Origin of the sequence: Vibrio sp. 10N.261.54.E10 (assembly GCF_002877735.2) — a bacterium.
Classification (GTDB): Bacteria; Pseudomonadota; Gammaproteobacteria; order Enterobacterales; family Vibrionaceae; genus Vibrio; species Vibrio crassostreae_C.
Window position 1 is genome coordinate 1,559,278 of the sequence record NZ_MCXE02000001.1, and the last position, 13,320, is coordinate 1,572,597.

The following is a 13,320-nucleotide window of genomic DNA, read 5'->3' on the forward strand; positions in this document are numbered from 1 at the left end:
TCACTTGATGTTGAGATTCGAGTTGATGACAAAGCAATACTGACTTATATAATCACAAATCATATTAAACTTATGTTTGTTCAGTCGCACAGGTTTACAATGCCTAAACGCTTGTTTTTATTTGCGCGCTCATTTTTATAGACGCTTTTTTATACGTACGGGTATCATCGTATTGATTCGGGTACCTAACGAACATCAACAAACACAGAGAGCTCAAAGAGAAGTATGGAACAAATTTATTTAGCTGGCGGCTGCTTGTGGGGTGTACAAGAATTTATTAAGTACGTTCCTGGTGTTATCAGCACAGAAGCAGGCCGTGCTAATGGAAGCGCCCAGCCAACAGAGAACAAAACGACACAAAGCGACGGCACACAAAGCGATTACAATGGCTACGCGGAGTGCGTACAAATTGAATTTGATCCAAACATCACGTCAGTCACGATTTTGATGGAACACTTGTTTGAGATTATCGACCCTTACAGCTTGAATAAACAAGGTGTCGATGTCGGAGAGAAATACCGCACAGGTGTATACAGCACTAATGCAGAACACTTAACCGAAGCTAAGCACTATATTTCTTCAAGAGATGATGCCGACCGTATCGCTGTTGAGGTGTTGCCGTTGACCAATTATGTTGCCAGCGACGACATCCACCAGCATCACTTAAGTCACTTCCCTGAAGATCACCACTTATGTCATATCCCTTGGGATCTACTGCATAAGTATAAATCACAGTAGTCTCGACGTAAGATTGAGATGATCACGACCTAAGATCGATAAAGCCTCAACAGACATTATCTGTTGAGGCTTTTTAAGTGTTATGGTCAGGACAGCTATCGTGAATTGATTTGGTAGCTCAAGCCATTAACCTTTAGCCATTAGCCATTAGCCATTAACTAATAAATTACTTAGTCGTATTCTCAAGCACGTAGTCTGGACCCGCTGTTTCAGCTGTCACAACCGCAAGTTTAGACACGTCTGCGCCTTCACCTTGGTAAGCGTTAATGCCATTTTCTACAACGACTTTTGGTAGCTCAACCGAGTAGCCTTCGATCAGTTCAGAATCCGTTACTTGACCTACGTAAGTTTCGTCTGTGTAGGTTGCGCCAACTAATGGGAAGTCTTGCGTTGCACGGACACTTACAAATTCAGGTGACTGCGAGTTATCAACCACATTGTGTTTAAACGCCACATCAACACCCGCATAAATGCCTTCCACTTCTGCGTTGTTGAACAGGCTTACACGGTGACTTTGGTTGCCGTAAACAATGCCCCACTCAGTATCAACTAAAGAGTTATTCTCGATCGTGATGTTTTTCGGTGTCCACTGCTTATTAAGCTCTTTGCCTTTCACCGATTGATCTAGCTGCTCACCATTCGCTACGTCGATGATGCCCGTGTTAATAACAATGCCGCCACGTAGGTCAGCGTTGCCTTCAATCACACCATCACGACCACGAGTGTTGGCAATGTAGTTATTGCGAATCACATGATCTTCATCGTAGATACGAATGCCGCCCGTTAGGCGCTTTCCATTGCCAAGAATCATGTTGTTCTCAACTGTGTTGCCTTTACCGTGGCGCAGTGAAATAAGAGCTGCACTTTGGAAGATCGTGTTGCCTGAGATCGTGTTGTCGCCCGACTTAATCGAGATAAGCTCACGCTCACCATCCATATCGATCATTAGGTTGTTCACGAACTTAGAACTTGAATCCCACTGTGAAGATTTAGAATCACCAATACGGATCGCTTCCCAGCTGTTGCCGTTGTAACGAATCGCTTCTTTGATGTCGAATTCGTTGAACTGGTTAGGCTTTTGATCCATGAAGATGTTATTTGCGATCAGGTGGTTGTCAGCTGTGTCATCTTTTTGTACACCAATCAAAGTGCCGCGTTTTTGCTTACCTTCGAAACGGTTGTTGATGACTTTGCCGTCTTTACCCCATAGAGATACCCAAAGGTACTTTGGATACTCAGAACGACGCTCGTCTGGCTCGTACGTGTAATCGTGGTTGAAGTAGTAGAATGTTGAGTTTTGAAGCGTATTGCCATTACCCATCATACGAACTGCACCAAAGCGTTCTTTAGGGCCGCCTTCAGTAAATACCAAGCCATCAAGCGTGATGTCATCGCCTTTCAGTTCAAACTGAATCAACCCCGTGATCCACGCAGAACCTGCTTGCTCGGCCTTGATAGTGATGTCATTCGCCGTGATCGTCACTTGACCTAAGTTCGCGTATTTACCGGCAGGGATAACCACTTCGTCGCCATCTTTTAGGTTTTCAAATTGTGCTTTAAGCTCAGCCACTTGCTCTTCCGAAGCAACGGCTAAAGTGTCGCCATCTACCTCTGTTAAGCGGTCACTGCTCAATAGGTAACTACGGTCAATTTCGCTAACAGCAGGCGTAGCTTGTTCAGCGACACTGACTACGGGTGCTGTTTTTTCTTGTGTTGTACAGCCTGTTGCAAAAGCGAGTGTGAACGCGCTAATAATGCTTACCGATAATAGTTTTTTGTTCATCGTACATCTCACATTAAAGTTTGGATTATAAAAATGACGACCACCCGTTCAGGTGGCCGTGATGTTATTTAGGATGCGTATTAAATTAGCCTTCGGCTGGAGTCACTTCGTCTTGTTGCTCGACTTTGTCATCGACTGCTTTAACAAGTAACAGACCAACAGAGAACACAATCAAGCCACACAGAACGAATACCATGCGTCCCCACATTGGGTTTGGCAGTACGAACATAGTCATTACGCCCACACCCGCTACCGCGATAAGTGAACCCAACATACGACGTTGCTTGTTATCCAGTTTCTTCTGTTCATTACTTTCAGCAACTAGTGGCGTCGCTAGGTTGTTGAAGAACTTGTCTACGTCTTTCTCACGGTGCTCAGCAAGAGGCTTGTAGAACAGTGTTGAAAGAATAAAGAAGCCAGCAGTAAATATGATGTGCCCGATAAGGCCGATAGCCACTTTCAGGTCAGCCCACTCACGGCCAGTTAGTTCATTTAGACCGAACCAGTTTTGAATCATGTCCGCAGTGATAACGAAACCAACGAAGTAAGAAACCACACCACCTACAACTAGCGTGCCCCAACCTGCCCAATCCGGTGTTTTACGGATGAAGAAGCCACAGAATGCTGGAATCGTCATTGGGAAGCCGATCAATGCGCCCACGTACATCATGGTGTCGAAAAGGCTCAGACCTTTAAGAGAGTTGATGAACAGAGCAACCAAGATGATCGCGATGCCGAAGAAAGTAGACGTTAGTTTAGAAACAACCATTAGCTCTTTCTCTGTCGCTTTAGGACGAAGAATCGGCTCATAGAAGTTCTTAACGAAGATACCTGAGTTACGGTTTAGACCTGAGTCCATTGAAGACATTGTTGCTGCGAACATAGCGGCAATCAGAAGGCCAACCATACCTGCAGGCATGTATTCTTGAACGAAGTAAAGGTAAGCGAAGTCAGCGGCTTTGCTGCCAGCTTCTGGGTAAGCTGCTGCTAAATCAACACCTTGACCTGCCATGAACCAAGAAGGCATGAACCAGATGATTGGACCAAGCGTCATTAGTACACAAGCAAGTAGAGCTGCTTTACGTGCGTTATTTGAATCTTTCGCAGCAAGGTAGCGGTAAGAGTTAAGCATGTTGTTGGTGATGCTGAACTGCTTTAAGAAGATGAACACAGCCCAGATGCTGAAGATGCTCATGTAGTTCAGGTTATCACCCGTAATGAATGAATCTGTTGGGAAGTCGTTAACGATCTGCGTAACGCCGCCACCGTGGTAAATCGCAACCACAGCACACGTCACCGTTACCGCCATGATGATAACCATCTGCATAAAGTCAGATGCGATTACCGCCCAAGAGCCGCCTGTTACTGACATTACTAGTACAACCAGACCCGTTAGGACAATCGTCGTTGTCATATCAAAGCCGAAGATACCCGATGCGATGATTGCTAGACCATTCAACCAAATACCTGCAGAGATAACGCTGTTTGGCATACCAGACCAAGTAAATACTTGCTCATTCACCTTACCAAAACGCATACGAATCGCTTCAATTACCGTCACAACACGCAGTTGACGGAACTTCGGAGCGAAGTAAAGGTAGTTCATTAGGTAACCGAATGCGTTCGCGATGAAGATAATCGCTACGGCAAAGCCATCGGTAAAGGCTTTACCTGCTGCACCAGTAAATGTCCAAGCACTGAACTGGGTCATAAATGCGGTTGCACCTACCATCCACCACAGCATATTACCTCCCCCACGGAAGTAATCACTTGTCGTACTTGTAAACGTTCGAAACATCCACCCTATCGCAATTAAGAATAGGAAGTAGATGCCAACTATCAGGGTATTGAGTTCCATCGTTAGACCTTTTATTTATGTTTTTTTGTTGAGGTCACTATAAATAAATGGCAAGTATATTTGTACTACAATAATCCAAATGCGTGACAATGATCTTACAGTCTGACACTCAATTAATCATACAAGTGATCGAGTTCAAAGTTGCACCACCTATGAGCGCAATTCCTCAAGTCAGTGCAGTTATCCGCACTAAATTTCGACCAAAACCCCGAAAAACATGAACAAAGTCTCTAAAAATCGAAGATTCATCGTTAAAAACTATTATTCTTGACGATCAAAGCTTAAAGAAGAGCAGCAAAAATATCGTTAGATATAATTTATAAAAATGAATTAAACCAATATATTTGTAGTACAAATAAGATCGATAATTTGCTTTTAAAAGTTCCCTATATTAGGCAGCCAATAATGAAAACTTGAAAACCACTATTAGATACTGACAGGGATACACGGAAGTGAAATGCTTTTAACACACCCGTTACACTTTCCCCGTCCAATAAAAAGGTGTCATTATGAAGAAATACGTTCCAATCTTAATTGCTCTTAGTACGGTATCTTCTATGAGCTATGCAGCAACACCGCGTGAAGATGCTGTTGACTACTTACAGATGCGTAAAGGCGTGGCTTACCAAGTAAACCATTCAAAACCTTTCACTGGTCAATTTGAAGAGAAGTTCGATAACGGCCAAGTCGCGACCCAAGCTCAGTTTGCCGATGGCTTAGAACTTGGGCTAGAAACTAACTGGTATCCGAATGGCCAAGTCGCTTCTAAAGTGAATTACGTAAAAGGTGAACTGCAAGGCAAAGCTGAAACCTGGTATCCAAACGGACAGAAAAAAGCAGAACTCAATTATAAAGACAATGAACTATCAGGCACCGCGTCTCGCTGGTATCCCAATGGGGAACAAAGCTTGACAGCTGAATACAGCGACGGACAAAAAGATGGATTGGTAACGGACTACTACCCGAACGGTAATAAGGCCAGCCAAGCGAAGTTTGATGAAGGTGAAGTCGCGAACGGAAAACTTACTCGCTGGAATACTAACGGTGACAAAGTTGAAGAACTGACCTTTAAAGATCACAAAGTCACCTCTAAACAGGTGTGGATGCCTACAGAAAGCTAAGCCTCAAGAACAGCTCTCACGGAGCTCTTTGATATAACTAAACGCCTGCTGTTAAAGTTTGCAGCTACACGTCTGCAACTAAGAGACAAGAGAAGAGAAGAGAAGGGAAACGAACATTCATGTGATTAAGCGTGAATGTTCGTGGCTTTGATGCTGTAACAGACTCACTTGAACGCGCTGTCATCAACCTAAAAGCTTAGCTCTTAAGCCGGGCTTACACGTTTTTGCTTATCAAACTATTCTCTACTCAAATTTCAGATAAAAAAACGCTCATGTTGCCTGTATCAACATGAGCGCAAGGGTAGATCTTCGACTACCATCTCCTACCTTTCTAAAGGAAAGCAGAAGTTATAATTAGAATAGTTGGGAGCAATAATCAAAATGCTTTCGCAAGCACTTCAACGATTTCTTCTTTGTCGCTGATGAGAACAACGGGTAACGATTCGAACCCAGTTCATTCCTATCAAGTTCATACTTATATAGCAGGCTATGTCACTACCTTGCCTACTACATTTCAAACCTTCTCTGATTGAGCTTTAAATCACCTCAAGTAAATGTCTCATGTTCTTAAAGCGGTGGATTTAATCCATTTAGCTTCAAGACCACTCTTACTTATTCGGCTTCACACCGTCTGTTCATGCAATCAACACAGCAAAGTTATGTGTTGCTACAGAAAGTTAGTAAATAATAATGTATTACAAATAAAAATAACATCTAAAGATTCAATTTTTTGCTGTAGCGCACATTTATTGATGAACAAAACTCTTCAAAACCATGATCAACAGCCAAACAAAACACTAAAAATCATAAACTTACCAATACAAACTGACTTTGTAACCCTTTGTAAATAGTGGTTTGTCCTCACAACACGATCCAATTCACAGATCATGCGCCTTCAAATCGTTAGCATATTTGTATTATCTTAACTCAAAATAAAAGGCGTAAATATGAAAGCCCCTCGACTCCTACATCTTGCTGCTTGTATTGGTGCTATCGCCTTTGGTTCTCAGGCTATAGCCGCTGAATTCGTTTTCTTAGACGAAGCAACATTAGAAGCGAACCGTACTCTTCTTCAATCAGACAATGCTTCTGAATCAATGAAAGACGCGTACACAAAGCTTATTGAAGAAGCCGACCTAGCAATGAACGATGGTCCTTTTAGCGTTGCTGATAAAGGAATGGTTCCGCCAAGTGGCAGCAAGAACGATTACATGAGCATTAGCCCATACTGGTGGCCTGATGAATCAAAAGAAGATGGGCTTCCATGGATTCGCCATGACGGAAAAACAAACCCAGCATCAAAAACTGACGAAACTGACTCAAAACGTATTGGCCACTTCACCCGTTCTGTTCGTGCATTAGCGGTCGCCTACTATTTTAGCCAAGACGAAAAATATGCTCAGCAAGGTATCGAATACATAAGAACTTGGTTCTTCAACGAAGACACCAAGATGAACCCGAACGTGAACTACGGACAAGGTGTTCCTGGTGTAGCAGAAGGTCGCCGCGGTGGAATCATCGATACTAGAACGCTGACTGATCGCATGTTAGATTCAATCGCTATTTTGTCTCAATCACCTACCTGGTCAGAGTCTGACGAAACACAAATCACCCAATGGTACAGCGAATACTTGGATTGGTTGATCATCGATGATTTATCTGGCGGTCCTAAAGGCGAAGCTTACGCAGAAAACAACCACGGTACTTGGTACGACTATCAAGTTGCAGGTGTTTCTTACTTTATTGGTAACGAAACGCTTGCTAAGCAAATGGTTCAAAAAGGCAAGATGCGTATCGACACTCAATTCGAAAAAGACGGCTCTCAGCCTCATGAAATCGAGCGCACGCGTGCTTACCACTACCACTATTTCAGCCTAGATCCATTGATCGGTATGGCTCAGATCGGTGACAAGGTCGGTATCGATCTTTGGAACTACACCAATAAGAAAGGCGGTTCTTTAGACACAGGTATTCAGCTAATGGCTGATTACAACGACCTATCGAAAGAGTGGCCATACACACAGAAAGACGAACGTCGTCGCGTTGAACGTATGACTCCGCTTTACCTGAAAGCTGGCGTAGCTATGGAAAACCCTGAATGGGTAAAACTAGCAACAGAGACCGATTTCAGCGAATTCACAGTCAAGAAGCAGCTAGCTGAAGTGTGGGCTCAACGAGACGTAGAACTACTTTACCCAAAACTATAATCCCAAATACAACAAAGGGCTCAACGTTGGTCCTTTAGTAACCCCTTTTTATTTAGATACAGTGGAAACAATAACAATGATAAAAACGAATAAAGTAACACTTGCAGTATTAGCGACTCTTTTCGCAGGCAGCGTGTCTGCCGCATCACTCGACGCGCGCCAAGAGTACAAACATGGCTCAGAAGACTGGGCAAGTCGTATCAAGATGAGCGGTTCTGTCGATAACCACTTCTTCGGCGCTGAAATAAAGCAAAAAGGTAAGCCTTTCTCTGGTTGGGAAGCGGCAGACAACGAGTTCGAATACGGTTACAAATTCAAGCTTAACGAGCACTGGTTAATTCAACCAAGTATGCCAGTAACGTTTGGTTCTGATAGCGTAACCTACAAACCGCAAGTACGTGTTCAATACTCTTTCGAATCAGGCCTAAAGGCGAAACTTCGCTACCGTCACGAGTTCCGTGACTACACATCTGACTCTTCAAACGAGAATAAGAACCGCAGTAAAGTTACAGGTAACATCGATTACAACTGGAATGCATGGCAGTTCGGCTTTGAAGCTAACTACGCAGAAGACTTCATTGACAATGAGTGGACTGGCGGCGGTGGTGCTGACAACGAGTGGGATTACAACTTTAAAGTGGGCTACAAAGAGGCTGACTGGAGCTGGCGTCCATACGTTGAGTTAGGTAACGTTCAAGACAGCCGTGACCGTCAATTACGTAGCCGTGTAGGTATTACTTACAGCTTCTAATCGATAGCTATATAGATAATCTAAGATAATTACTGTCCTAATTTTCTAAGACCTAAACAAAAGCCAGCTTAATCGCTGGCTTTTTTTCCTTTAAAATCAGTAAAATAAGAGCCGCGCACTTGCAGCTCTTTTTCCTAGTGACTAATCCGATAGAGAAAGGCAACGGTCACATTATCGTTAGGCACAACTCGCTTCTGCTGAGCCAAAAACAATTCCGCTGTCGAAACGGCATCGGCTAATGCATTGTGGCTGTTGTACTCAGGAAGCCCGTACCTTTCGCGAGTCCCTGCCAAAGTTAAATCTACCTCTTCATGATTACTGATCGCTTTCTCCATAGATTTTTCAATACACAATGTATCTAACCAAAGCAAAGGCACCGTTCTCAATCCGTAACATCGAAGTAGATATTGACTAATGAACTTCTCTTCTACAACACAAGCGTGCGCAACAATGATTTTACCTTTTGCGGCTTCAAAAAAGGTCAGCATGGCATCATGAATTGACGCGCCCTCTTCCAACATTTGCGGCGTAATGTGATTAATAACCGCGGTTTCTGCGTTGATCTGAGAGTCGTTGTTAAGATAGATGTGTTTGGCAGATGCCAAATCAATTCGCCCCTTAACCACATCAACCCACCCCATCGATAAAATCAGATCTTGTTCACTGTCTAAGCCCGTCGTTTCAAGATCTAACACAATATACTCACTATCTTTAGCCAAATCCGCCATCTCTGGACACGGCTGTTCAACAAGATCGTGTAATGCTTCAGGCAGTTTAACCGTATTTAGGTATTGCTTTCGCTTGCGCTTGACTCGCTCAAGCGGATGAAAATAATTTAACAATGCTCTCATTAGCGCGCTCCAAAACGAATTTTCGCCGCTTCTTGAAGGTCAGCAATGATCCTAAAGGCATCTTTCAAGTGTTTACGCTCAAAGCTACCAAAGCTATCTGGGTTGATGTTGTTGTCAGGCACATCCCCGTTCTTCAGCGCTTCAAGTTGATGGCCAAAACGGAAAGAGAGAATGAACTGGTAAGCACCCAGAATGTTCTTGAATGCATCGTCGCTCAGCATGCCTTTTTCATTGGCAGCAGCGAAACGTTCGTCAGTCGCCGACAAATCGCACTCCACAGCAAGGCCATAAATACGCGCTAAGTCGATAATCAAGTTGATCGCGTACTTCTTCACGTTCAACGTTTTCTTATTCTCACCTGACTTCTCTAGCACTAAGCTATTGAAGATGCCAAGTGGCGGGTTGGTATTGACCGCGTCTTTCACTAGCGTGCTTAAAAACTCACGGTTACCGCGAATATTGCTATGCAGCTCATCGCGCAGAATACCTTCGAACTCACTGTTGCCGTAGATAGTACGAATTTCTAGGAACACACTGATATTAAGCAAGCGTTCGTACTCTGGGTTAGCCACCCACTTCTTGTAGTAGTGCTTCCATACACTGAGGGGCTGACACCATTTTGGCGTCGCAGCCATGAATTTACCTGGACATAATGGGTAGTGACAGCTTGCTAAGCCGTTGGTCACCATCATCGCTAAGTGTTTGAAGTAAATACGGTCACTGTCGGTTGCATCGTCAGCAAGAACAATCGCGCTGTCTTGGTCCGACAACATGTGCACTTCATTACGTGCGTGCGATCCGGCTACGATCCAAGAGAAATCACACGGTGGTGGGCCTAACTTATCAATCGCTATTTGAATCAATCGACGGGTGTAGGCGTCCATAATCATGGTCATTACCTTGCCGACGGTTTCAGGCGCCACTTTACCTTCCACCAGCGCTTCAAAAATAGCTTGTCGCTCTGAGGTGAACGAAGACATGGTTTTCACGCTGCCCGCGTATTTGATTTTCTCGATCAAGAATATCGCTTGAACACGGTGGTTTTGAACCAAATGAGACGTAGTAAGAAGACCAACGACCTTATTCTCTTTCACAACGGGCAAGTTACGGATATTAAATTGCATCATGATAGAGGCCGCATGCAGCACCAGATCATCCGGTTTTACAGTAAGTGGAGAGTGCGTCATTACCTCTGAGATCAGGCTATCAGTACTCACGCCGTGGGCAATCACTCGCTTAGTCATGTCTCGGTCGGTGATCAAACCAACAATGGTTTCACCTTCATAGATCACGGCACACGGTGAGCGTTGATGAAGCATTTCAACCGCAACCGACTGGATGGTTTGCTCAGACTTAACAATTGCCACCTGTCCGCTTGCGACTTCTTCAACCTTACGAATGAACAAGCCTTTCTCTTTGTTTGACCAAACCACATCCAGTGCCGATTTCAAACGAACTTGGGCCTGTGAAGCAAAATGCTCAGCACAACTTGGAAAAGCTTTGAAAAGTGTTTGAAGCGCCGAGTGTGGAATAACATAAAGTAAGGTGTTTTCAATTGCGACAGCTCTATAGCCTTTATCATCATTAACTTCAGAATCTAAGAACGTGAAGCCGAACAGATCTTCACTGCCTAACCGTGCACGAAGCACACCGTCCGATTTTCTTTGCTCCATAGATCCTGTTCGAATGATATAGAGCGACTTTTCTTTTCCTGACTCGCATAGATCGACGACATCCCCTTTGGCTAGATAGGTAATCTGAACATTAAAAGCGAGGTCACGAAGCGCTTCTTTAGGGATCTTATCGAAAGGGTCTATCTGACCGATGAACTGAAGAATATTTGGCAATAGAGACTGAGGCATATAATCACACTCGCATTAATTTGATTAGTATTATTATATAACTAACAATGCTGGTTACTAGCGGTTTTAGCAAAACAACGCACATAAGACTAAATATTGGACATCGGTCAAGTTTTCATCAATTTTGGATGTAAAAAAAGCACGTATTAAACGTGCTTTCAATAGATAACTGTCTGTAGTAACAGCAATTTTAGGTTGACTCCACTAGGTATCCAGAGCAACGCTCGATAGAAACGGCTAAGACCTTAGAGTTGAAACCTCACCCAAAACACTAAGCTAGCTTGCTACTGGCAATCTGTGGTTAGTATCTAATAGATGACTTGCAGAAGCTTGGCGTGCTTTATCACTGTTACCCGCCATGATTGCTTCATAAATTTGACGGTGTTCATTAATACACGTACTTCCCTCTTCTGAAGAATGAGAAATAAAGTTAACAAACATTGTCGTTAAGATATTGCCAAATGGAAGGTAAAAGTCATTACCTGTTGCATTGAAGATGAGGCTATGGAATTTCATATCAATATCTAGCCAACTGTCTTGGTTAAACTCTTCAGCACCTGATATTTCTACCATCTGTTGGAAAATGCCCGACAGTTCAATGCGTTGTTCAGCGCTCGCGAACTGAGCAGCCAATGCACATGCTTCTGGTTCAATCGCGCGACGTAAGCCCAAAAACTGATGACAGAATTGGTCTGTATCTGCCAAACCATCCATCCATTCGATCAATTGCGGGTCTAAAAAGTTCCAGAACGCACGGTCAACAACGCGAGTACCGATCTTTGGTCGAGATTCTAGTAGGCCTTTTGAAGTAAGAAGCTTAACCGCTTCTCTTAATGCAGTCCTACTAATTCCAAATTGCTCACACAGAGCCATTTCACCAGGAATGATAGAGCCTTGAGGCAAATTGCCCGACAAAATACCACGTGCGATTTCACGTGCAACTTGCACATGAAGGCTTCGCTTAGAGCCTGAAATCGAATTGAAAGAGCCAGCCATGTGTCTACTTACTTATTAGATATGTATTATTTAACTCGGACTATAGCACTGATTTATATCTGCACCAACTAAGTATAAGAATAACGTGAGGTCACGAATGATATAGGCTAGCGAAGATTTTATGAATATTATAAGTATTTAGTTCATCAAACTAATTAAAAACATTTATTCATACAAATGGTTCTTATTTACACCGTTTTTTGTATGCGCAAACTCACAAAACGACTCTTACTCTCACTATTTATGTCGTTGATGATCAGTTTTGAGATGACTATCCTTGAATACTGCAAGTGTTATTGTATGATTTATTAACGCGAATGATCTACAATATAGGCGACTGTGATGTTTAACGATTTAAAAGGCAAACGCATTCTAATTACTGGCTCTACTGCAGGTATGGGCTTAGCTACAGCACGTATTTTCGCAAAGTATGGTGCAAAAATTGGTATCAATAGTCGTGCTTCTAGCCCAAAAGTTGATGACGTTCTATCTGAACTTACCGCACTGGGTGGCGATGTTGCCTTTTTTCCTGCAAACCTAATGGACACATTAGAGTGCGAAAGGTTAGTCAAAGAGTTCACTGATCATTTTGGTGGCATGGACGTGTTGATTAACAACGCCGGTGGCCTTGGTGGTCGCGCCAATCTAGAAAATATCGATGATGAGTTTTATGAACGAGTAATGAACCTAAATGTTCGTTCTGCGTTAATGACAACCAAATTCTCTATTCCTCACTTACGTGCGTCTGCCGCAGAGTCTGGCCAAACATCGTGTGTTATTAGCACGGGTTCGATTGCCGCTCGTGAAGGTGGTGGTGTGGGTGCTGGTGTATATGCCGCATCGAAAGCTTGGTTACACGATATCCATCGGAACTGGGTAAAAGAATTTGCTAAAGACAATATCCGTTTCAACATAGTTTCACCAGGCACTATCGATACCGCATTTCATGACGGCAAAAGCGATGAGCTAAAGTCGACCATTGCTAGCAATATCCCTATGGGTCGCTTTGGCAGTATTGAAGAAGTAGCACCTACTTTTGCTTTCTTTGCCTCACATGCTTGCAGCGGTTACATCACAGGTCAAATCCTAGATGTTAACGGCGGACAAATAACGCCCTAGTTAGCTGGTTTATATAAGCTCACTCAGCGATTTA

Annotated in this window: 10 protein-coding genes; 5 read left to right on the forward strand and 5 right to left on the reverse strand. The window is 43.4% G+C overall.

Annotated elements, in window-relative coordinates; translation table 11 throughout:
* Positions 1–225: 225 nt before the first annotated feature.
* Positions 226–738, forward strand: coding sequence for a peptide-methionine (S)-S-oxide reductase (locus tag BCU07_RS06910; protein WP_017063632.1), 513 nt, complete (start codon positions 226–228; stop codon positions 736–738).
* 166 nt (positions 739–904) lie between these two features.
* On the opposite strand, the gene BCU07_RS06915 is transcribed toward BCU07_RS06910, so the two are convergent.
* Together BCU07_RS06915 and BCU07_RS06920 are read right to left on the reverse strand one after the other, a co-directional pair.
* Positions 905–2,521 carry a polysaccharide lyase 6 family protein gene (locus BCU07_RS06915; protein ID WP_102428443.1) on the reverse strand — a complete coding sequence of 539 codons (1,617 nt, stop codon included), beginning with the start codon at positions 2,519–2,521 and terminating at the stop codon, positions 905–907.
* Between the two features lie 85 nt (positions 2,522–2,606).
* Positions 2,607–4,379: a sodium:solute symporter family transporter gene (locus BCU07_RS06920; protein WP_017063630.1), complete on the reverse strand. Its 1,773-nt coding sequence runs from the start codon at positions 4,377–4,379 to the stop codon at positions 2,607–2,609.
* A gap of 509 nt (positions 4,380–4,888) precedes the next feature.
* Here BCU07_RS06920 and BCU07_RS06925 point away from each other — a divergent pair.
* The 3 genes from BCU07_RS06925 (at position 4,889) to BCU07_RS06935 (ending at position 8,458) form a co-directional block, all read left to right on the forward strand.
* A complete protein-coding gene (locus BCU07_RS06925; RefSeq protein WP_017061462.1) occupies positions 4,889–5,500 on the forward strand; it encodes a toxin-antitoxin system YwqK family antitoxin in 612 nt (203 codons plus the stop codon).
* A 947-nt stretch (positions 5,501–6,447) separates the two neighbouring features.
* Entirely contained in the window at positions 6,448–7,707 is a 1,260-nt protein-coding gene (locus tag BCU07_RS06930) for an alginate lyase family protein (RefSeq protein WP_102428442.1), read from the forward strand.
* 76 nt (positions 7,708–7,783) lie between these two features.
* A complete protein-coding gene (locus tag BCU07_RS06935) occupies positions 7,784–8,458 on the forward strand; it encodes an oligogalacturonate-specific porin KdgM family protein (protein ID WP_102428441.1) in 675 nt (224 codons plus the stop codon).
* A 134-nt stretch (positions 8,459–8,592) separates the two neighbouring features.
* Here BCU07_RS06935 and BCU07_RS06940 read toward each other — a convergent pair whose 3' ends face one another.
* The 3 genes from BCU07_RS06940 to BCU07_RS06950 form a co-directional block, all read right to left on the reverse strand.
* Entirely contained in the window at positions 8,593–9,309 is a 717-nt protein-coding gene (locus tag BCU07_RS06940; protein ID WP_017063627.1) for a 3'-5' exonuclease, read from the reverse strand.
* Complete coding sequence (locus BCU07_RS06945) at positions 9,309–11,171, reverse strand: DUF294 nucleotidyltransferase-like domain-containing protein (protein WP_102428440.1); 1,863 nt, start codon at positions 11,169–11,171, stop codon at positions 9,309–9,311. The genes BCU07_RS06940 and BCU07_RS06945 overlap by 1 nt, the downstream gene beginning before the upstream one ends.
* 276 nt (positions 11,172–11,447) lie before the next feature.
* Entirely contained in the window at positions 11,448–12,167 is a 720-nt protein-coding gene (locus BCU07_RS06950) for a FadR/GntR family transcriptional regulator (protein ID WP_010438385.1), read from the reverse strand.
* 342 nt (positions 12,168–12,509) lie between these two features.
* Here BCU07_RS06950 and BCU07_RS06955 point away from each other — a divergent pair, with 342 nt between their 5' ends.
* Positions 12,510–13,286 (forward strand): SDR family NAD(P)-dependent oxidoreductase, encoded by a 777-nt coding sequence (locus BCU07_RS06955; RefSeq protein WP_065584137.1) that lies wholly within the window; start codon positions 12,510–12,512, stop codon positions 13,284–13,286.
* Positions 13,287–13,320: the final 34 nt, after the last annotated feature.

Bases quoted from the DNA above. Each gene is read 5' to 3' on its own strand.
- BCU07_RS06925 (WP_017061462.1), top strand. From the start codon at position 4,889: ATGAAGAAATACGTTCCAATCTTAATTGCTCTTAGTACGGTATCTTCT.
- BCU07_RS06910 (WP_017063632.1), top strand. From the start codon at position 226: ATGGAACAAATTTATTTAGCTGGCGGCTGCTTGTGGGGTGTACAAGAA.
- BCU07_RS06935 (WP_102428441.1), top strand. From the start codon at position 7,784: ATGATAAAAACGAATAAAGTAACACTTGCAGTATTAGCGACTCTTTTC.
- BCU07_RS06950 (WP_010438385.1), bottom strand. From the start codon at position 12,167: ATGGCTGGCTCTTTCAATTCGATTTCAGGCTCTAAGCGAAGCCTTCAT.
- BCU07_RS06940 (WP_017063627.1), bottom strand. From the start codon at position 9,309: ATGAGAGCATTGTTAAATTATTTTCATCCGCTTGAGCGAGTCAAGCGC.
- BCU07_RS06920 (WP_017063630.1), bottom strand. From the start codon at position 4,379: ATGGAACTCAATACCCTGATAGTTGGCATCTACTTCCTATTCTTAATT.
- BCU07_RS06930 (WP_102428442.1), top strand. From the start codon at position 6,448: ATGAAAGCCCCTCGACTCCTACATCTTGCTGCTTGTATTGGTGCTATC.
- BCU07_RS06915 (WP_102428443.1), bottom strand. From the start codon at position 2,521: ATGAACAAAAAACTATTATCGGTAAGCATTATTAGCGCGTTCACACTC.
- BCU07_RS06955 (WP_065584137.1), top strand. From the start codon at position 12,510: ATGTTTAACGATTTAAAAGGCAAACGCATTCTAATTACTGGCTCTACT.
- BCU07_RS06945 (WP_102428440.1), bottom strand. From the start codon at position 11,171: ATGCCTCAGTCTCTATTGCCAAATATTCTTCAGTTCATCGGTCAGATA.